The following is a 21,036-nucleotide window of genomic DNA, read 5'->3' as shown; positions in this document are numbered from 1 at the left end:
ATGAATACGGATTTGATTTACGGGATCGATGACCGTCCGCCTTTGAAAGAGACGCTTTTTGCCGCCATCCAACATCTGCTGGCTATTTTCGTTGCGATCATAACACCTCCCTTGATTATCGCCGGGGCGCTGAAACTGGATCTGGAGACGACCGGTTTCTTGGTTTCCATGGCCCTATTCGCCTCCGGGGTATCCACATTCGTTCAATGTCGTAAATTAGGACCGGTCGGGGCGGGGCTGCTATGTATCCAAGGAACCAGCTTCTCGTTTATCGGCCCGATTATCACGGCTGGTTTGGCGGGAGGGCTTCCCCTTATTTTCGGCGTTTGTATCGTCGCCTCTCCGGTAGAGATGATCGTGAGCCGTACTTTTAAATATCTGCGCTCGGTGATTACTCCCTTGGTATCGGGTATCGTGGTGTTGCTCATCGGCTTGAGCTTGATCAAGGTAGGAGTGGTCGCTTGCGGCGGGGGGTATACGGCTATGGATAACGGTACGTTCGGTAGTTTGCGTAATATCGGAGTAGCTGTGTGCGTCTTGTTGAGTGTCTTGTTCTTCAATCGTTGTAAGAACAAGTACTTGCGGATGAGTTCCATCGTGCTAGGGTTGTGTATCGGTTATGCGATCGCTTTCGCCATGGGGATGGTGGATATGGAGGCTGTCTCCTCGCAAAACCTGAGAGGGTTTAATATCCCGGTTCCTTTCAAATATGGATTGGATTTTAATATCTCTTCATTCGTGGCGATCGCATTGATCTATCTGATCACGGCGATCGAGGCTACGGGGGATATTACGGCCAACTCGATGATATCGGGAAAATCGATCGAGGGAGAAGGCTACCTGAGGCGAGTCTCCGGCGGGGTGCTGGCGGATGGGGTGAACTCATTTATCTCCGGTGTTTTTAACTCTTTCCCGAACTCTATCTTCGCCCAGAATAACGGGATCATCCAGCTGACGGGAGTCGCCAGCCGGTACGTGGGGTATTATATCGCGGGTATGCTGATCCTGTTGGGATTATTCCCGGTTGTCGGCGTTATCTTCTCCTTGATGCCCGATCCGGTGCTGGGAGGAGCTACCCTGCTGATGTTCGGTACGGTGGCGGCGGCAGGTATCCGTATTATCGCCGCCCAAGATATCAACCGGAAGGCCACGTTGGTGTTGGCGGTTAGTTTGTCCTTGGGGTTGGGGGTGGAGCTGATGCCGGATATTCTAGGGGCCGCTCCTCAAGTGATCCGTGGCATTTTCTCCTCCGGCATAACGACGGGTGGCTTGACGGCCATTCTGGCGAATTTATTTATACGTGTAAAAGAAGATCAAACAGAATAACAAATTATGGAATTATTGAAGCAACGCATCTTGCAAGACGGCCGCTGTTATCCCGGCGGTATCCTTAAAGTGGATAGTTTTATCAACCATCAAATGGACCCGATGTTGATGTATAAGATCGCCGAGGAATTTATCCGTCGTTTTCAAGATCGTAAGATAAACAAGATCGTGACCATCGAGGCGAGCGGTATCGCCCCGGCCATTATGGTGGGTTATATCATGCAGTTGCCGGTGGTCTTCGTAAAGAAGAAGAAACCGAAGACGATGGAGAACATGCTCTCTACCGTGGTCCATTCCTTCACGAAGGATCGTGACTATACGGTATGTATCAGCAATAACTTCTTAACCCCGGAGGATCATATCCTGTTTATCGATGATTTCTTGGCTTACGGAAACGCCGCCATGGGAATGGTCGAGTTGGCGGAGCAATCGGGAGCCGTGATCGAGGGTATGGGTTTTATTATCGAGAAGGCGTTTCAAGATGGCGGGAACCTGCTGCGTGAAAAGGGCATACGTGTGGAGAGCCTCGCCATTATCGATAATCTGGATGATTGTAAGATAACGGTTCGTTAAAGGAAAAGATATGGATGAGAGAATAAAAGAAAAGTTGATTAACCGTGCGAAGACGAATCCTTATGTGAATTTTCTGGGGATCGACTTCACGGTTATCGAGGAAGGTCGTGTAGAGGCGCATATGCCCTTGCATGACGAGCAGAGACAATATAGCGGCGTGACGCATGGGGGTGTCTTGGCTGCTTTGGCGGATACGATCGCCGGTTTCGCCGCCTATACGATGACCCCGCTGGAGAAAGACGTGCTGACGGCAGAGTTGAAAATGTCTTTCTTACGGGCCGCTTGGGGCAATGAGCTGATCGCCAAGGGTACCGTGATCAAGGCGGGACGGAATATACATTTTTGTGAGTGCGAGATTTATTGCGACGATAAGTTGGTGAGCAAATCTTCCGGCACCTTCTGTGTGGTCCATCCCCAAGTATAGAAAAGATGTTACTTATTTATCAATATCATGAAGATTTCAAATGTAAAAAGAATCCTTTGCGGCTGCCTGTTGTTCGCCGCTACGTGGCCGGCATTCAGCCAGCCTGCCACGAATCCCCGCCTGATCATCCGTGCGGATGACATGGGGTCGTTCCGTTCCGCCAATATAGCGTGTATGGAAGGGTATAAGAATGGGGTGGAGACCTGTATAGAGGTTATGGTTGTCACCTCGTGGTTCCCCGAGGCCGCCCGGCTGTTGAGGGAGAACCCGGGGATAGATGTCGGGCTTCACCTGACGCTGACCAGCGAATGGGATAACGTGAAATGGCGTCCGCTGACGCATTGTCCCAGCTTGACCGATAGCAATGGCTATTTCTTGCCGATGATGTCTCCGAATCCCGCCTACCCGGGTCTGGCCATTCTGGAGAATACATGGAGCTTGGCCGAGATCGAGCAAGAGGCCCGGGCCCAGATAGAGATGGCCTTGAAGAACATTCCCCAGATCAGCCATATCTCCGGCCATATGGGATCGACCGGTTTCGATCCGGAGGTGGTGAAGCTGATGCGTCGCTTGTCCGAGGAATATCATCTGCCGGTCGTGGATCGGGTAGAGGCGATGCAGGAATACGATTTCACCTATTCCGGGTATGATGGAGCCTCCAAGACCCCGGCCGAGAAGGAGGCCAGTTTCATCCGGATGTTGGATAAGCTGGAACCCGGTAAACGCTATATGTTCTTGGATCACCCGGCCTTGGATAACGAGGAGATGAAAACCGTCGGGCATATCGGCTACGAGAACGTGGCGATGGACCGTCAAGGCGTGACCGATCTTTTTACCAGTCCGAAGGTGAAGCAAGCCTTGAAGGATAAGAACATAGACCTGATCAGTTATAACGACCTGACCAAGGAACTCCCTCGTGCGGAAGCCTCGAAAGCCTTGGATAAGGCGTTCGGCAATTATCTGCGGGCGGTGAAAAAGGCGGATCAAGACTTGCATAGTATCATGATCCTCCAGCATGGAAAGGTCGTAAAGGAGCAATGGCTGGGTGAGGGCGACCGCCATACGCCGCATGTCTTGAACTCCGTTAGCAAGACCTTTACGGCTACGGCTATCGGTTTTGCCGTCGCGGAGGGTAAATTGAAGGTCACGGACAAGGTGATCTCCTTCTTCCCCGACCAATTACCGGCCGAGGTAAGCCCTTACTTGAAAGAGCTGGAGATACGTCACCTATTGACCATGTCCTCCGGCCATGATGTCGATCCCACCGCTTTAGTACGGCAGAAGGGGAACGAGAAGGCCGATTGGGCAAAGCTCTTCCTCTCGGCGCCGTTGGTACATAAACCGGGAACCTATTTCGTATACAACAGCCTCGGCACGTATATGCTTTCCGCTATCATCCAGAAGGTGACGGGGGAGAAGGTGATCAATTATCTCTATCCCCGTCTGTTCCGTCCGCTGGGTATCGTCGGCGCTACTTGGGAAGAGAGTCCCCAAGGCGTCAATTGCGGTGGTTGGGGTTTGTATCTCAAGACCGAGGATCTAGCGAAAATGGGTCAGTTTTTCCTGCAAAAGGGAAAATGGAACGATAAGCAATTGCTCCCCGAAAGCTGGATAGAGGAAGCCACCACCTCCAAGATAGCCTCTTTGCCCGCCGGTATGAGACCGGAGAACTTGAAGATGAAGCCGAAAGATAGCGACTGGTTACAAGGCTACGGTTACCAGATGTGGCGTTGCCGCCATAACGCCGTTCGTGCCGATGGAGCCAATGGACAATACATTATTATATTGCCCGAGCAAGATGCGGTAATCGCCATGACCGCGAATATCGGCGATATGCAGGCCGAGATCAACTTGATATGGAAATATATCTTGCCTGCCTTGAGATAGGAACTGTAGGCCCTACGTCCGGGAAACCAATAAGAGCCCCCGGACGTAAGCCTATGTGACTTGTTGGGCGTAAGCGAATGGTTTACGGTACGTAAATCAATGGATTACGGGAAAAACTCAATGATTCCCACCCCGTAAACCATTGGGTTACGAAAAAAGAAAAGCCTTCCGGTCTATGACCAGAAGGCTTTTTTAGTTGCGGAGGCAAGACTCGAACTTACGACCTTTGGGTTATGAGCCCAACGAGCTACCACTGCTCCACTCCGCGATATAGTTGCTATCATTTCTTGATTGCGAGTGCAAAGGTAGGGATATTTTCTTACAAAACAAATTTATTGCAAGTTTTTTTTAATATACTTGGTAGATACGATCTTTTTTAAGTACTTTGCGCACAGTTTTAATCAAAATGTGCAATACAATGCCGATGACAGTTTCTAAAACACGTGACATGTTGGTGGATGTGGCCAGACAATTGTTTGCCCGCATGGGGGTTGATAACACAACGATGAACGATATTGCACAGGCATCTCGTAAGGGGAGACGTACGCTTTATACGTATTTCAAAAGCAAGAACGAGATCTATTTGGCGGTAGTGGAGTCGGAGCTGGACCAGCTTCATAAGATGCTGGTGGACGTGGCCAGCAAGGATCTGCCGGCGGACGAGAAGTTGCTGACGTTTATCTATAGCCGCTTGGACGCTGTAAAGGCGTTGGTATTTCGGAACGGTACGTTGCGGGCTACCTTCTTCCGTGATATATGGCGGGTGGAGAAGGTACGTAAGAGCTTCGACCTTCGGGAAGTGGAGATCATAAAGGGAATATTGGACGATGGCGTGAAGGAGGGTATATTCAGCATGCCGGACACGGACATTACCGCCCTCGTGCTCCATCATGCCTTGAAAGGGCTGGAGGTGCCCTATATCCGGGGGATCATGGGTGATAATATCAGCCAGCGGATTAAACGTAGAGACAATGTGATGAATTTAATATTCAACGGAATAAAGATTAAGTAAATCAAAGACACTAAGGAATGTTTATTAATGCGACAGGGTTTTATGTGCCTGAAGAACGGGTAGATAACCAACATTTTCTTGAATTGAGCGGGTTGACAAGTGAGTGGATTGAGCAACGGACGGGAATTCATACCCGCTCGAAAGCGAAAGAGGGGGAGAATATCAATACCATGAGCCTTGAGGCCGTGAAGGACGCTCTTCCCAAATTGCCTTACGATATCACGGAGGTAGACTTGATCGTCTCCGCTTCGTATTCTCCTTATGATACGGTTGCGACGGCCGCGCATACGGTTCAACATGAGTATACTATCGCTGACGCGAAAGCTTTATATCTATCCTCGGCTTGTTCTTCTTTCTTGAACGCCTTGGAGGTTGTGGAGGGATATTTCGCCATGGGGAAGGCTTCCAAGGCTTTGGTGCTTTCCGCTGATAAGAACTCCGCTTATTATAATGAGACAGACCCGAAGGCGGGCCATTTATGGGGTGATGCCGCTGCCGCTTTCTTTATCTCCAAGGAGCGGATCGGTGAGGGCGACGCTGAGATCGTAGAGGTCTACACGCAAGGTCTCGGCCATTTGTCGAAAGCGATGGAGGCGGTTCACTTGCGTCCTCGTGACGGCGGTATCTTGATGCCGGAGGGGCGTGACGTATTTATCCAAGCTTGTACCTATATGCCTAAGAATGTCCTTCATTTGTTGGAGAAGAACGGTTATACGCTGGATAACCTTACTTATTTCATCGGCCATCAGGCGAATATGCGTATCATGGCGAATATCGCCAAGCAATTGAACTTGCCGGACGAGAAATTTTTGCACAATATCGAGGAGCTGGGAAATACGGGTTCCGTAAGCTCGGCCTTGGTATATGCCCAGAACGATAAGAATTTCAAGAAAGACGACTTGATCGCTATCACGGTATTCGGCGGTGGCTATTCGACGGGAGCTTGCTTGATTAAACATTGATATTAAAAAATTTGAGTAATATGAAACTATTAGAAGGTAAAGTGGCTGTCGTAACGGGTGCCGCTCGTGGTATTGGTAAGGCTATCGCCTTGAAGTTCGCCCAAGAGGGCGCTAACATCGCTTTCACGGATCTGGTGATCGATGAGAATGGCTTGGCTACACAGGCTGAGATCGAGGCTTTGGGCGTAAAGGCGAAAGGATACGCTTCTAACGCCGCTAACTTTGAGGAGACTCATAACGTCGTTGCCGAGATCGTGAAGGATTTCGGGCGTATCGATATCTTGGTGAACAACGCCGGTATCACGAAAGACGGCTTGATGATGCGTATGAGCGAGGGACAATGGGACGCTGTGTTGAACGTGAACTTGAAGTCCGCTTTCAACTTTATCCATGCTTGTACCCCGGTCATGATGAAGCAACGTGCGGGTAGCATTATCAATATGTCTTCTGTCGTAGGTGTTCATGGCAACGCCGGACAAGCGAACTACTCCGCTTCCAAGGCCGGTATGATCGGCTTGGCTAAGTCTGTCGCTCAGGAGTTGGGTTCTCGTGGCATCCGTGCGAACGCTATCGCCCCGGGATTCATCATCACGGATATGACCGCTCAGCTGTCTGACGAGGTACGTGCCGAGTGGTGCAAGAAGATTCCTTTGCGCCGTGGTGGAACGGTCGAGGATGTGGCTAATATCGCTACCTTCTTGGCTTCGGATATGTCTTCTTATGTATCCGGACAGGTTATTCAGGTTGACGGCGGTATGAACATGTAATATGGAGGTTATTTACGAGGATAATCATATTATAGCGGTAGATAAGACCTGCCGTGAGATCGTGCAAGGCGACAAGACGGGGGATAAGCCTCTCTCGGAGATGCTGAAGGTATGGCTGAAGGAGAAGTATTGCAAGCCCGGGAATGTCTTTGTCGGTGTCACGCACCGTCTGGATCGTCCGGTGAGCGGGGTCGTGATTTTCGCCAAGACGAGCAAGGCCCTCTCTCGCTTGAACGAGATGTTTCGTGTCGGTGAGGTGCGCAAGACATATTGGGCGATCGTCAAGAACCGTCCCCCGCAGGATGAGGGTGAGTTGGTGGATTGGCTGGTGCGGAACGAGAAGCAAAATAAGAGTTACGCTTACGATACCGAGCGGCCGAATGCCAAGAAAGCCATCCTGCGTTATAAATTGATCGCCCATTCGGATAATTATTATCTGTTGGAGATCGATTTGAAGACGGGGCGGCACCATCAGATCCGCTGTCAGTTGGCGAAGATGGGATGTCCGATCAAGGGAGATCTGAAATATGGTTTCGATCGTTCCAATAAGGATGGAGGCATTAGCTTGCACGCACGTAGTGCGGAGTTTATCCATCCGGTTTCAAAAGAGAACGTGCGAATTGTCGCTCCCGTACCGGACGATAATTTGTGGAAAGCGTTGTCGGTTGATCAATAAGATAATAGATGAAGATCTGGTATCTGTGAAATCCTTTCGGATGGAAAAAGCATTTCATTCGAAGGGATTTTTATTTTTAAGTGTAGACTTTCCCGGCTGGTTGTGGATTTATTCCCCAGTTGGATATGCCCTAATTTTAGTATAAATGTTAACATAAACGCTATACGGTTTGTTATTAAGTGAAGTAACGTTAATTATCGATGTCCTCGAGAAAAATGGAATGATTCTTTCTTTCTTAAATAACAAATGTGACATAAGTAATTTATATAGGTAGAATGAGCAAGAAAAGATTGGCAAAAGTACAGGTTATCTTGATAGCCCTTGTAGTAGCGATGACGGGTTGCCACCATAAGGAAGAGCAGCAATTGCCCATCGTGATCGTAGACAAACCCTCAAAAGAAGACGTGCAGATTTATGGTGAGTACGTGGGACGTATCCGTGCCGCCAGCTTTGTCGAGGTACATGCCCGTGTGGAGGGATTCCTAGAGAAAATGTTGTTTGAGGAAGGTAAACGGGTGAAGCAGAATGAGCCCCTGTTTATGATTAATCCCGATAAATATCGTGCTAGGGTAGAGAAGGCGAAAGCCCAACTGAAGAAAAGCCAAGCCCAAGCGGCCAAGGCCCGGCGTGACGTGGAACGCCTGAAACCGTTGTACGAGCAACACGCCGCCAGCCAGCTGGATTTGGATAACGCCACGGCCGCTCTGGAAGACGCCGAGGCGAATATCGCCATGAGCAAGGCGGATCTGGATCAAGCGGAGATGGAGTTGAGCTATACGGTAGTGACCTCGCCGCTGTCTGGGTATATCAGTGAGCGTTTCGTGGATGTGGGCGCTTTGGTGGGCCCGGGTGTCAATTCGAAATTGGCGGCTGTCGTGAAGAGCGACACGGTATTGGTCGATTTTAAGATGACCGCCTTGGATTACCTGCGTGCCGAGCGTCGTAACGTGAAGTTTGGCGAGCGGGACACGACCCGTTCGTGGCAGCCTACCGTGACGGTTACCTTAGCGGACGACTCTGAATACCCGGTAAAAGGTATCGTGGACTTCGCCGATCCGCTGGTGGACCCGAAGACCGGTACGTTTGGCGTTCGTGCGGAACTATCCAACCCGAACCAGAAATTATTGCCCGGACAGTTCACGAAAGTGAAGCTCCTGCTGGATGTCCGAGAGCGTTCGATTGTCGTTCCCCGGAAAGCGCTCTCGATTGAGAAAGGAGGTGCGTTCATATATATCATCCGTAGGGACGATATCGCCGAGAAGCGTTTCGTGCAGACCGGCCCGGAGATCGGCAACAAGGTCGTGATCGAACGAGGCTTGGGCGAGAACGAGCGAGTAGTGGTAGAGGGTTATCATAAATTGGTGCCGGGCGTGAAGGTACATGCGGTAGAGGCCGGCGACGAGAAGGCTATCCAAGCGCTTAGAGAGGAGGAAGAACAATGAAACCGGGATTCTTTATAGACCGTCCTGTCTTTTCGACCGTCTTATCGATCCTGATCGTGATTGTCGGAATCATCGGATTGGCATTGTTGCCTGTGGACCAGTATCCGCAGATTACGCCCCCCGTGGTGAAGATCAGCGCCACGTATCCGGGAGCGAGCGCCCTGACGGTGTCTCAAGCGGTCGCTACCCCGATCGAGCAGGAGCTGAACGGTACGCCCGGCATGATTTATATGCAAAGTAGTAGCTCGAACTCGGGTAGCTTGAATATTACGGTGACCTTCGATGTATCCGCCGACGCGGACTTGGCGGCTGTCGAGATCCAGAACCGTGTGAAACTGGCCGAGAGTCGTTTGCCCGCCGAGGTGATCCAGAATGGTATCACGATCGAGAAGCAGGCACCCAGCCAGCTGATGACCTTGAGCTTGATGTCCGACGATCCGAAGTTCGACGAGATTTATCTGAGTAACTTCGCCACGATCAACGTGTTGGACGTATTGCGCCGTATCCCGGGCGTAGGCCGTGTATCGAATATCGGTAGCCGTTATTACGGTATGCAGATCTGGGTATATCCGGATCGGTTGGCTAATATGGGATTGACGGTAAAGGACTTGCAGGATGCCTTGAAAGACCAGAACCGGGAATCGGCGGCGGGCGAGCTGGGTAAGCAACCTGTGCTGGACGTGGATGTCACCTTGCCTATCACGGCCCCGGGACGTTTGTCCACCGTGAAGGAGTTTGAGGATATCGTGGTGCGGGCGAACCCGGATGGCTCGATCGTCCGGATGAGCGACGTGGCCCGGGTATCGCTGGAGGCTTCCTCGTATTCTACGGAGAGTGGGATCAACGGGAAGAACGCCGCTATCTTGGGTATCTATATGTTGCCGGGAGCGAACGCTCTGGAGGTCGCCACGAAGGTGAAAGAGGCGATGAAGGATATCAGCAAGAACTTCCCGGAGGGCTTGGAGTATAATTTCCCGTTCGATATGACGGAGTATATCTCCCAATCCGTGCATGAGGTGTATAAGACCTTGTTCGAGGCCCTCTTCTTGGTCGTTCTCGTGGTGTTCCTCTCGTTGCAGAATTGGCGTGCGGCCTTGATCCCGACGATCGCTGTCCCGATCTCCTTGATCGGAACGTTCGGTTTTATGTTGATCTTCGGCTTCTCGTTGAATATGCTTACCTTGCTGGGATTGATCTTGGCGATCGGTATCGTGGTGGACGACGCTATCGTGGTGGTGGAGAACGTGGAGCGTATCATGGCCGAGGAGCGTGTGACCGCCCGTGAGGCTACGCATAAGGCGATGCGGGAATTATCCGGCGCCTTGATCGCTACCTCCATGGTATTGGCCGCCGTGTTCGTGCCGGTGAGTTTCTTGGGAGGTATCACGGGGCAGTTGTACCGTCAGTTCTCCGTCACGATCGTGGTTTCCGTGTTGCTGTCCACGGTAGTGGCCTTGACGTTGAGCCCGGCGATGTGCGCCATCATCTTGCGTCCGTCTCATAAGAAGAAAGCGTTTATTTTCCGTAAGATCAATCTGTGGTTGGCGAAAGGAAATAAGAAATATACGAAGTTGTTGCGTATCTCCATCGCTAATCCCCGCCGTATCTTGGCAGGGTTTGGGATGGTACTGGTGGCTATCTTCGTCTTGAACCGGGTGTTGCCTACCAGCTTTATCCCGGAGGAGGATCAAGGATTCTTCACCGTAGAGCTGGAGATGCCCGAGGGTACTACCTTGGAGCGTACACGTGCCGTGACAGACCGTGCGATCGAGTTCCTCGACCATCATCCGGCCGTGGCCTACGTACAGAACGTAACCGGTAGCAGTCCCCGTGTCGGTACGAACCAAGGGCGTGCCACGCTGACGGTGATCCTGAAACCGTGGGAAGAGCGTAAATCCTCCGGTATGAAGGTAGAGGACGTGATGGCCGATGCCCGCCGGGAATTCTATTATTACCCCGAGGCTAAGTCGTACGTGAACCGTCCGCCGGTAATCCCGGGCTTGGGCGAGAGCGGTGGCTTGGAGATGCAGTTGGAGGCTAGGGGAGACGCTAGCTGGGATAATCTGGTAAGCGCCACGGATACCTTCCTGTATTACGCCTCGCAGGCGCCGGAGCTTCAAGGCGTATCTTCCGCCATGCAGAGCGAGATCCCGCAGTTGTATTTCGACGTGGATCGTGACCGGGCGAAGTTCCTCGGCATCCCTTTGTCCGATATCTTCTCGACCATGAAAGCTTATCTGGGCTCTGTGTACGTGAACGACTTCAATATGTTCAACCGTATTTACCGTGTATATATCCAAGCGGAGGCGCCTTACCGGGCTACCCGGGATAATCTGGACTTGTTCTTCGTGCGCAGCAAGGACGGGGCGATGGTTCCATTGACCGCCTTGGGTACGACCCAATATACGACCGGTCCGGGAACGATCAAGCGTTTCAATATGTTCACCACGGCCTCGATCAATGCCGTAGCCGCCCCGGGATATAGTACGGGCGAGGCGATGGCGGCGATGGAACGGATCGCTAGGGAGCATCTGCCAGAGAATATCGGTCTGGAGTGGAGCGGTCTTTCCTATCAGGAGAAACAGGCCGGCGGGCAGACGGGATTTGTCTTGGCGTTGGTATTCTTGTTTGTCTTCTTGTTCTTGGCGGCTCAGTATGAGAGCTGGATCGTGCCGATCGCCGTATTGCTTTCCTTGCCGGTCGCCACGTTGGGTGCTTACTTGGGTATCTGGGTGACGGGGTTGGAGAACGATATCTATTTCCAGATCGGTTTGGTAACCCTGATCGGTTTGGCGGCGAAGAATGCTATCTTGATCGTTGAGTTCGCCAAGGTGCAGGTAGATAACGGGGTAGATGTGGTGAAAGCCGCTATCCATGCCGCTCAGATGCGTTTCCGCCCGATCTTGATGACCTCGTTGGCTTTCGTGTTGGGTATGCTTCCGATGGTGTTGGCTAGCGGGCCGGGCTCAGCTTCCCGCCATAGTATCGGTACGGGCGTGTTCTTCGGTATGCTGGTGGCGATTACGGTAGGTATCGTGTTGGTTCCCTTCTTCTTCGTCTTGATCTATAAGATAAAGGGAAAGATGCGGATGGAACGTATCGCTCAAAAGAAAGAAGTGGTAACCGTGGTGTGTGTCGTTTCTATGCTGGCGTTCTCTTCCTGCAAGATCGGAAAGCGGTACGCACGTCCGGAGTTGAACCTGCCGGACCGGATCGAGGCTTATACGGATACGACCGATACGGCGTCCGTGGAGAATATCCCTTGGGAGAGCCTTTACGCCGATGAGACCTTGAAAGATTTGATCAAAAAGGCTCTGGATAATAATAAGGATATGAAGATCGCCGCCGCCAAGGTGAAGGAGATGATCGCCGCCAAACGGATCTCTTTCGCGAATATGCTGCCGGAGGTGGGTGCGAATATCTATGCGCAAAAGGAACGCTTGAACTATGGAGGGGATGATCCGAAGCCCGATCCGGAGTTTGGGGCGAAGTTGACTTTGTCTTGGGAATTGGATTTATGGGGTAACCTCCGCTGGGCGAACGAGGCTACCATCGCTTCCTATATGCAGACCGTGGAGGGGCAGCGTGCCTTGCGATTGACCATCATCGCCGAGGTAGCCGCCAATTATTATCAACTTTGCGCCTTGGACCAAGAGTTGTCGATCGTACAACAAACCTTGGACGCACGTCGTGAGGGTGTCCGCTTGGCGAAGCTTCGCTATGAGGGCGGACTTACTTCCGAGACGGCTTACAACCAAGCCCAAGTGGAGTTGGCCCGTACCGAGACCTTGATCCCCTCGCTGGAGCGTCAGATCAAGATCAAGGAAAGCGACCTCAGCATGTTGTTGGGCGAGTATACGGATGATATCCCCCGTGGCCTTTCCTTGAGCGACCAACACCTGCCGGATGCCTTACCGATCGGCTTACCGTCTTCTTTGCTGGAGCGCCGGCCGGATATGCGTCAAGCGGAGTTTAAGCTTCGGGCGGCGAACGCTCAGGTGGGTGTGGCGCAAACGGACTTATTCCCGAAGATCCGTTTGACAAGTAATTACGGTTTCGAGAGCGATGAGTTAAGCAGTATCTTGAAGAGTCCGGCAGGTTTTATTGCCGGAAGCCTGTTGCAGCCGATCTTCGCCATGGGGAAGAACAAGGCGAAAGTGAAAGCGGCGAAGGCTCGTTACGAGCAAGAGGTCTATAGTTACGAGAAGAGCGTATTAGGCGCTTTCAAGGAGGTGAACAACGCTATCGTGACCGTCCGCAAGGTGAAGGAGATCCGTGCTTCCCGCATGAATCTGGAAGCCTCCGCCAGTAAATATCTGGAACTCGCCCAACTGCAATACATCAACGGTGTCATCAGCTACATGGACGTATTGGATGCCCAGCGTGGTTTGCTGGACGCCCAGATCGGTTTGAACAATGCCGTGCTGGATGAGTTGCTGTCGGTGGTATACCTGTATAAGGCTTTAGGGGGAGGTTTTTGATAGCGCACCCTCCTCATAGAGGAAACTATCTCAATGGAATATGCCCCGTAAATCAATGGAATCTACTTCGTGTTCCATTGATTTACGGGGCATATTCCATTTACTTTCTGATTGTGTATCCGAGTATGTCCTATATAACGACGAGATAGCCGCACAGGTATGCACGAGGAGGACAACCCCGTGATCATGGTGGCGAAGTATAAGCGATAATGAGAAAATTCTCATTATCTTTGCGCTCATATAATAATCAGAGATAGAAAATGCCATTAAATTTACAAAAGAACTTACCGGCTATCGAGCTGCTGAAGAAGGAACACATCTTCGTGATGGATTCCTTGCGCGCGTCGGAGCAGGATATCCGCCCCCTTCGGGTAGTCGTATTGAATTTGATGCCCCTTAAGATAACGACCGAGACGGACTTGGTTCGCCTCCTCAGTAATACACCCCTGCAAGTGGAACTTGATTTCATGAAGATCAAGGGACATACGCCGAAGAATACGCCCATCGAGCATATGCAGGAATTTTATAAGGATTTCGATGAGATGGCGGATGATTTCTACGACGGGATGATCGTGACGGGCGCTCCCGTGGAGCAGATGCCTTTCGAGGAAGTTAGTTATTGGGAGGAGATCACGCAGATATTCGATTGGGCCCGTACGCATGTTACCTCCACGCTCTATATCTGCTGGGCGGCGCAAGCGGGGCTATACCATTTCTATGGGGTGCCTAAATATGATTTGCCGGCCAAGATGTTCGGAGTCTTCCGTCATTCGCTCCGGGAACCGTTTGTTCCGATCTTCCGGGGGTTCGATGACGAGTTTTTCGTGCCTCATAGCCGTCATACCGAGATTCGCCGGGAGGATATCATGAAGGTGCCCGAGCTCACCTTATTGTCCGAGAGCGAGGAATCCGGCGTCTATATGGCGATGGCTCGTGGCGGACGGGAATTCTTCATCACCGGCCATTCCGAGTATTCGCCCTATACGCTGAATGATGAGTATATGCGTGATTTGGGGAAGGGATTGCCCATCAACAAGCCTCGTAATTATTACCGGAACAACGATCCGGCGCAAGGCCCGGTGGTACGTTGGCGGGGGCATGCGAACCTGCTGTTCACCAATTGGCTGAACTATTACGTATACCAAGAGACCCCGTTCCGCCGGGAAGATATTAAAAAACTAGGAAGCTTGTAAATGAGAAAAGAACCCCGTTCGATAGAACTGTTATCTCCCGCTAAGGATCTGATTTGCGGTAGGGAGGCGATTAACCATGGCGCCGATGCCGTGTATATCGGTGCCCCGAAGTTCGGGGCCCGTGCCGCCGCCGGTAATACGCTGGACGATATACGGCAGCTTTGCGATTACGCCCATCTCTATTCGGCTCGTATTTACGTGGCCTTGAACACTATCTTGAAAGAAGAGGAGCTGGCAGAGGCCGAGCAAATGATCTGGCAGCTTTACGAGGCCGGGGCGGATGCCTTGATCGTTCAAGACATGGGTATCACCCAGTTGAACCTTCCGCCTATCCCCTTGCACGCCAGTACGCAAACGGATAACCGTACGCCGGAGAAGGTGAGATTCCTGCAAGAGGTAGGTTTCACGCAAGTCGTATTGGCGAGAGAGCTATCACTGAACCAGATACGGGAGATCGCCGAGCGAACGACCGTGCCTCTGGAGGTCTTCGTGCACGGAGCGCTGTGCGTAAGTTATAGCGGCCAGTGTTACCTGAGCGCCGCCTTGAGCGGACGAAGCGCCAACCGGGGGGAATGCGCTCAGTATTGCCGCCTGCCTTATAGCTTGATCGACGCGGACGGGAAGGAGATCGTATCGGGTAAGCATCTCTTATCCTTGAAGGACATGAACCGGGGCGAATACTTGGAGGAGTTGTTGGATGCCGGTGTCTCTTCCTTGAAGATCGAGGGTCGTTTGAAGGATGTATCTTACGTGAAAAACGTAACGGCTTGGTACCGGAAGAAACTGGACGCTATCTTGGCCCGTCGGCCGGAATACCGTCGTGCCTCGGCCGGGCATAGCACTTACACGTTCGAACCTGTGGCGGAGAAAAGCTTCAACCGGGGTTTCACGCCTTTCTTATGGAAGGAGCGCACGAAGGATATCACCAGCTTTGATACGCCTAAGTCCTTGGGGGAGCCGGTGGGTACGGTGAAGGAACTGAAAGGAAACTCTTTCACGATCGCCGGACTGAAACAATTGAATAACGGAGACGGGCTTACCTTCTTCAACGAGAAAGGGGAGTTGGAGGGCTTCCGGGTAAACCGTGTGGAGGCGAACCGGATCTTTACGTTGGATCGCCCGGCGATCCGTCCGAAGATGCCTTTGTACCGGAATTTCGATCAAGAGTTTGATAAACTGCTATCCAAGCCATCCGCCGAGCGGAAGCTCTCTGTCCGGATGGAATTTCAAGATAACGCCTTTGGCTTCACGTTAAGTATGACAGACGAGACAGGAGCCCGTATCATGCTTACCCAGCCGTTCGAGAAAGAACCGGCCCGGCGGGATCAAGCGGAGAATATCCGTACCCAGCTCTCTAAGTTGGGAAATACGCCTTTTGAGGCGGTGGAGGTCACCGTGGCGATGTCCGATAACTGGTTTGTCCCTTCTTCTTTATTGGCCGAGATGCGTAGGCAAGGGGTGGAGAGGCTTATCTCTACCCGGCGGATTCGTTACCGCAGGGAAGAGGCTCGTCCGGTAAAGCCGTGTGTAGGCGAGGCAACGGAAATCCCTTTCCCCGAGAAACGTCTGACTTATTTAGGGAATGTCTCCAATAGCAAGGCTGGTGCCTTTTATAAGGCGCATGGCGTGACTGCCGTGGAAGACGCTTTCGAGTTGTCTCCCCGGAAGGATGTTCCTTTGATGTTCACGAAACATTGCCTGCGGTACAGTATGGGATGGTGCCCTACTTACCAGAAGCAGAAGTCTCCCTATAAGGAGCCTTACTTCCTGCGCTATAAGGAGACGCTCTTGCGTTTGCGCTTCGACTGCAAGAATTGCCAGATGTTGATCTATGCGGAGGAATAACCGGCTTTGTAACTACTTAATCCGATAAATAAAACAGGTATGAAACGACAAATTTTCTCGCTGTTCCTGCTCTTGCTCACGTTGGTAGCTTGTGGGGATAAGCCTTTGGACCCGAATAAACCCGTATATGTGAAAATCAAGACGACGATGGGAGACGTCACCGTCCTGCTATACGACGACACGCCTCTTCACCGGGATAACTTCATCAAGCTTTGCCAGTCGAACGAGTATGAGGGTATGCTTTTCCACCGTGTTATCAAGGAGTTTGTCGTGCAAGGTGGTGATCCGGAGAGTAAGGCGCATGAGCCGGGTGCCTTGTATGGGGATGGCGATGGTGGTTATACCGTTCCCGCCGAGATATTACCCAATCATTTTAATAAGAAAGGCGCTTTGATCGACGCGAAAGAGATCGATGCCGTGAATCCGGAACGTGCCTCCGCCGGTACGCAGTTCTGTTTTGTGCAAGGGAAAGTCTTGGACGACAAGGAGCTTGCGGAGAAAGAGGCTCGTATCAATGAGATCCGCCGCAACTGGTTGTACTATAAATTCCGGGATGAGCTGAAAAAGCAAGATCCTTCCTTGGCCGCCGATTCCTTGGAGAATGAGTTACATGCCCGTGCGTCCATCTTGGTAGAAGATACGTTGGCGGTATTAGGCCCGGTAGTGATCCCGGCCGAACGGCGTGAGATTTATAAGACGATCGGTGGCGTTCCGCATCTGGATGGCTCGGTAACGATCTTTGGCGAGGTAGTGGAAGGCTTCGATATCGTAGAGAAGATCTCCGTGGTAAAGACGGATAAGAACGATCGTCCTTTACACGACGTGATGATTAAATCGACGAAGGTTTTCCAGAAATAATAACAATGCCTATTATAAGGAGGTAACGATGCCCATTGTAAGCTCCTTATAATGGGCATCGTAAACACTTTAGAATGGGCATTGTTAAAACCATCGGATAGCTCTTGTTATACGAGGCTGATCGCTAGCTTGTTATACTAAAAGTATCATCGATCATATTTGGCTCTCGAGCCATTCCAGATACTTCTTTACTCCCTCCGTATCTTCCGCCTTGGGGCTCCAAGGCGCTAGGTTCTCCGGTGCTAGCGGCGCGAACGGCCCTTGCTTTATCTCATAAATAACCGATCCGGATTCCAGTACCAGAAGCCCGTGCCATGTTCCGGCCTTGATCTCCGCTCCATAAGCGCCTTCCTTTGGATTCAGTATCGTTTTCTCCGTGATATTCCCTTCCTCGTCAAACAAGAATACCGCTACCTTCCCACGTAGCAACAAGAAGATCTCGTCTTTCGCCGGATTTAAATGCCGGTGCGGACGCAAATACGTACCGGGCTCCATGGCATTCAGTAACCGATTGATCGGATCATCCAATCTCTCATGGAAATTATAGTTCATTCGCAGGCGGGGAGACTGCAAGGCTTTGGCCTGGGTCTCGTCGAGTAATTGTTCGTTGATTATCTTCATCTCTGTATCTTATTGTATTTCTGAGCTACGAATATACGAAATATTTATTGGTCAATGCTTGATATTCCTTATATTTGATGTAGTCTGAAGGTATTTAATTGACTACAAATAGATTAAAAGAAACTCGCATGAGAATAGGCAACGAATAAGAAATTGGTAAAGTGCTTTGATACACTATATTTCTCATGCTGTCAAACAACTCTTATTTGTTTGCAAATATAATATTATTGCAGGTAAAAATCAAAAATAACGAGGTTTATTTTCATTTTTGCCTGCTGATATTTGTTCCGGATTGTCGGATACGATATATTTGTAATTAGGATTCGTACCGTGTTCCAAGCGGTTCATAAGTAACGACTTGCGGAGCTTTGGCAACAAGGGGTGCGGCTCCGTTTTATAGAAATGACTTATGCAAACCGACTTATCCATTTACAACAGTCTTCGCCCTTCCTTTATAGAAGGCGTTCACGCCGTGAAGTTCAATTCTTTGTCGGCGGTCATATCGCGTTACCGGGATTATGCCCGCAGTTCCGAACAAATAAAAGCGTACTCGGGAGATTTTCTGTTGATGCGGGATATCGCCTCCTTGCTTGACGAAGTACCCCGTCCCATAACGAGGGAATACCAGGATTTCACCCCGTTCCTGCTTCTTCTGATGCTTTCGGAGGAATTTCATGCCGTCCATTATGTCGAGCGTCTTGTAACGTGGTATTTCGGCTACTGTTGTGTCGATGAACTGCGGACGGTTTGCACCATTCTGTCCCAGTGTTCCTACCCGCATCACGACACGCTGCGGCTGCGGTTCAAGAACTACCTGCGTGAAGCCCGTAAGACATTGGGTATGCCCGTTGAATGTAACGCTGCTGTCATGCTGAAAATGCTCGACGCCTCTTATGCACATCTCACTCCCGCCGGTGTCGGGGAGTTCGAGGAACTGTTGCACCTGGGGGACGATTACGAGTTCATCTCCCGTGTCAAATCGAATTATCTTGCCTCGGATAACGTCACGGAACTCGCCGGGGTTTGCTGGTATTCCAGCACGATTACCTTCCGCCAGCGTTTCCTGCGGGTTTTCGGCTGCTCGGCCTCCTCGTGGTTACGTCAGCGCCGTATCGAACGTATCGGGGAATTACTGTGGACGACACACTACACGTTGCAGGAAATAGCCTACATGTGCGGTTTCTCCGCCCAATCCCACTTTACGGACTTTTGCAAGCGGAATATGGGGAGCAATCCCACTTCCATCCGCCAGGAAGGTCGGATCTGACATTAATCGGCCTCGTGATAAAAAAACGAAGAGAAAGATAAAAATCGTAATCCGCTGGTTTTTCGATTCGCTAACTTTATACGCGAAAGTAACAAGACGGATTATGATTGCATTTATAGAGAAATTAAACAGTGAAGTCCTGCGGAGTATCGAACGTATCGAATCGCGGGATACCGACGTGTTGAAAAAGTCGCTTGAAGCGTCACGTGTCCTGGGAGAAGCGTTCGACCGTTTGAAACAATATATCATCGGCTACCGTTTTCAAAACGATGACGAGGAGATAACGTTCTTCAAAGAAATCAAACCCCGTCTTTTTTGCCGTCTGATCTATTACCGCAAGCTCTACAATATCGAGATGAACCGTCCGGTAGGAAGTATCGAGGCACAACGGGAGTACCTGGACGCCCATGTTCGGGCCATCAACGCGTACACGCAGAAACGCCTCGACTTTATCCGCTATTTCCGCAGCGGCGCCACACACCTGGACAGCCTCTATTTCCTGCGCGGGCAGACCGACGCGGAACAATACCTGGAAACCTTCTACTATGAACTCGACCCGCAGTTTTCGACAAACGCGGATTTCAAGGTGGCGAAAATCCTGGCCAACGATATGTTGTCGGTTTATCTTATGGGCGAATTGGAATCACTGGAGAGCACGAACCACCGGAACATGGTTCTGCCATTGTCTGACGTGCGTCCGACATGGCAGGACTCGAAGACGGATCTGACGGAACTTATTTACCTGCTTGACAGTAAAGGCTGCTTCGGCAATGTGCCACTCACGCAACTGGCCAGATACATTTCCAACGCTTTCAACGTACACCTCGACATGAACCTTTCGATGACATTCTGCGATATGAAAATCCGAAACAATCCGACACCGTGGCTTGACAAGGCGAAAGAGGTCCTGCTTAAACGTATGCAGACGTGGAAGCGAAACAAGAAAAACGGCAATTCCGAGTAGAACATGAACCGGTAAAGCACTCTATTCCTTATAGAAATACTGATAATCAACGTTGTATATAACAAAAGAACCGAGGTTGGTTTTCCCCCGTAACTTTCTTTGGAACTTTCCCGAACACCCGTATTTGCACCCGTATAAGGAGCCGATGCGGGTGTCCGTTGTTGTCCCGTCCGGATTAAAACACCGTTAAGCGTTGAATCACAGTATGCTATCGCATTTTTGCCAATAAAAATACCGAGTACGGGCTGCGGATTTCGGCAAAAAACATTGCCTTTTTCACCGCATGAACCGTTGAGAATCAGTTCACTGCAAATTATCAAAAAAAGTCGTACCGACCTCGTTTTAAGCTGTCCATATAAGCCCGACCTTTGTAATAGACTAAAAAACAAAGGAGTATGAAAATCATAGTGATCGGTTCGCAAGCCTATAACGAGCTTGTCGAGCGTATAGAGAAAATAGAGGTCTCAATCGCCTCTCTCCCTGAAAAAGGGGCGTGCACGGAATAAGGAGTACATAAACGACGAATGGATGGACAGCGAGCAGGTCTGCCGTTACCTGGGCATCAGCGGGCCTACCCTTCAACGCCTCCGCTCGGATCACGTGATCACCTATTCAGCCATCAACCGGAAGCTGTATTATTCCCTCACGGAAATCCGCCGTGTGCTGAAGGAGCGTTCCGTGCGGCGCAAAAACCAACCAAAGGAGTAGGCTAGGTTTCTAGACAAGGAATATTTCGAC

General features: G+C 50.9%; 17 protein-coding genes and 1 tRNA gene. 16 read left to right on the top strand and 2 right to left on the bottom strand.

The window, feature by feature from the left end:
* Genes NBH16_RS00590 through NBH16_RS00575 form a run of 4 tightly spaced genes read left to right on the top strand, consistent with a single transcriptional unit; the run spans position 1 to position 4,210 of the window.
* On the top strand, positions 1–1,326 hold the full coding sequence (locus NBH16_RS00590) for a nucleobase:cation symporter-2 family protein (RefSeq protein WP_048928283.1): 1,326 nt from the start codon (positions 1–3) through the stop codon (positions 1,324–1,326).
* A 6-nt stretch (positions 1,327–1,332) separates the two neighbouring features.
* The gene (gene xpt, locus NBH16_RS00585; RefSeq protein WP_005855972.1) at positions 1,333–1,899 is read left to right on the top strand and encodes a xanthine phosphoribosyltransferase; all 567 of its coding nucleotides are present in this window, start codon (positions 1,333–1,335) and stop codon (positions 1,897–1,899) included.
* Positions 1,900–1,909: 10 nt separating this feature from the next.
* Positions 1,910–2,323 carry a PaaI family thioesterase gene (locus tag NBH16_RS00580; protein WP_005855973.1) on the top strand — a complete coding sequence of 138 codons (414 nt, stop codon included), beginning with the start codon at positions 1,910–1,912 and terminating at the stop codon, positions 2,321–2,323.
* Positions 2,324–2,350: 27 nt separating this feature from the next.
* Positions 2,351–4,210: a serine hydrolase domain-containing protein gene (locus tag NBH16_RS00575; RefSeq protein ID WP_250787938.1), complete on the top strand. Its 1,860-nt coding sequence runs from the start codon at positions 2,351–2,353 to the stop codon at positions 4,208–4,210.
* A gap of 196 nt (positions 4,211–4,406) precedes the next feature.
* On the opposite strand, the gene NBH16_RS00570 is transcribed toward NBH16_RS00575, so the two are convergent.
* A tRNA-Met gene (locus NBH16_RS00570) sits at positions 4,407–4,478 on the bottom strand.
* A 150-nt stretch (positions 4,479–4,628) separates the two neighbouring features.
* On the opposite strand from NBH16_RS00570, the gene NBH16_RS00565 reads away from it, so the two are divergent.
* The 9 genes from NBH16_RS00565 to NBH16_RS00525 all read left to right on the top strand — a co-directional run bounded on the left by NBH16_RS00565 (position 4,629) and on the right by NBH16_RS00525 (position 17,446).
* Positions 4,629–5,222, top strand: a complete 594-nt coding sequence (locus tag NBH16_RS00565) for a TetR/AcrR family transcriptional regulator (RefSeq protein WP_005855975.1) — start codon at positions 4,629–4,631, stop codon at positions 5,220–5,222.
* Positions 5,223–5,239: 17 nt separating this feature from the next.
* Positions 5,240–6,184, top strand: coding sequence for a 3-oxoacyl-ACP synthase III family protein (locus NBH16_RS00560; protein WP_005868085.1), 945 nt, complete (start codon positions 5,240–5,242; stop codon positions 6,182–6,184).
* Between the two features lie 20 nt (positions 6,185–6,204).
* Complete coding sequence (fabG, locus tag NBH16_RS00555) at positions 6,205–6,951, top strand: 3-oxoacyl-[acyl-carrier-protein] reductase (RefSeq protein WP_005855977.1); 747 nt, start codon at positions 6,205–6,207, stop codon at positions 6,949–6,951.
* A gap of 1 nt (position 6,952) precedes the next feature.
* On the top strand, positions 6,953–7,627 hold the full coding sequence (locus NBH16_RS00550) for an RluA family pseudouridine synthase (protein WP_122144639.1): 675 nt from the start codon (positions 6,953–6,955) through the stop codon (positions 7,625–7,627).
* 275 nt (positions 7,628–7,902) lie between these two features.
* Positions 7,903–9,069: an efflux RND transporter periplasmic adaptor subunit gene (locus NBH16_RS00545; RefSeq protein ID WP_008778262.1), complete on the top strand. Its 1,167-nt coding sequence runs from the start codon at positions 7,903–7,905 to the stop codon at positions 9,067–9,069.
* Positions 9,066–13,550: a multidrug efflux RND transporter permease subunit gene (locus NBH16_RS00540; protein ID WP_008771805.1), complete on the top strand. Its 4,485-nt coding sequence runs from the start codon at positions 9,066–9,068 to the stop codon at positions 13,548–13,550. Before NBH16_RS00545 ends, NBH16_RS00540 begins: the two co-directional genes overlap by 4 nt.
* Before the next feature lie 260 nt (positions 13,551–13,810).
* On the top strand, positions 13,811–14,743 hold the full coding sequence (metA, locus tag NBH16_RS00535; RefSeq protein WP_005855991.1) for a homoserine O-acetyltransferase MetA: 933 nt from the start codon (positions 13,811–13,813) through the stop codon (positions 14,741–14,743).
* Positions 14,744–16,588 carry a peptidase U32 family protein gene (locus tag NBH16_RS00530; RefSeq protein ID WP_227804951.1) on the top strand — a complete coding sequence of 615 codons (1,845 nt, stop codon included), beginning with the start codon at positions 14,744–14,746 and terminating at the stop codon, positions 16,586–16,588.
* A gap of 39 nt (positions 16,589–16,627) precedes the next feature.
* Positions 16,628–17,446, top strand: coding sequence for a peptidylprolyl isomerase (locus NBH16_RS00525; protein WP_005855996.1), 819 nt, complete (start codon positions 16,628–16,630; stop codon positions 17,444–17,446).
* A gap of 153 nt (positions 17,447–17,599) precedes the next feature.
* On the opposite strand, the gene NBH16_RS00520 is transcribed toward NBH16_RS00525, so the two are convergent.
* A complete protein-coding gene (locus NBH16_RS00520) occupies positions 17,600–18,067 on the bottom strand; it encodes a WbuC family cupin fold metalloprotein (protein WP_196006683.1) in 468 nt (155 codons plus the stop codon).
* Between the two features lie 409 nt (positions 18,068–18,476).
* Between NBH16_RS00520 and NBH16_RS00515 the strand changes: the two genes are divergently transcribed.
* The 3 genes from NBH16_RS00515 (at position 18,477) to NBH16_RS00505 (ending at position 21,006) form a co-directional block, all read left to right on the top strand.
* The gene (locus tag NBH16_RS00515) at positions 18,477–19,334 is read left to right on the top strand and encodes a helix-turn-helix domain-containing protein (protein ID WP_250787936.1); all 858 of its coding nucleotides are present in this window, start codon (positions 18,477–18,479) and stop codon (positions 19,332–19,334) included.
* Between the two features lie 103 nt (positions 19,335–19,437).
* Entirely contained in the window at positions 19,438–20,298 is an 861-nt protein-coding gene (locus NBH16_RS00510) for an RteC domain-containing protein (protein ID WP_250787934.1), read from the top strand.
* 528 nt (positions 20,299–20,826) lie between these two features.
* Positions 20,827–21,006, top strand: coding sequence for a helix-turn-helix domain-containing protein (locus tag NBH16_RS00505; protein WP_250787933.1), 180 nt, complete (start codon positions 20,827–20,829; stop codon positions 21,004–21,006).
* Positions 21,007–21,036: the final 30 nt, after the last annotated feature.

This window comes from Parabacteroides sp. Y3-G-102 (assembly GCF_023656845.1).
Classification (GTDB): Bacteria; Bacteroidota; Bacteroidia; order Bacteroidales; family Tannerellaceae; genus Parabacteroides; species Parabacteroides distasonis.
The sequence above is the reverse complement of the archived record's forward strand: the minus strand, read 5'-3'. Positions and strand labels throughout refer to the sequence as shown.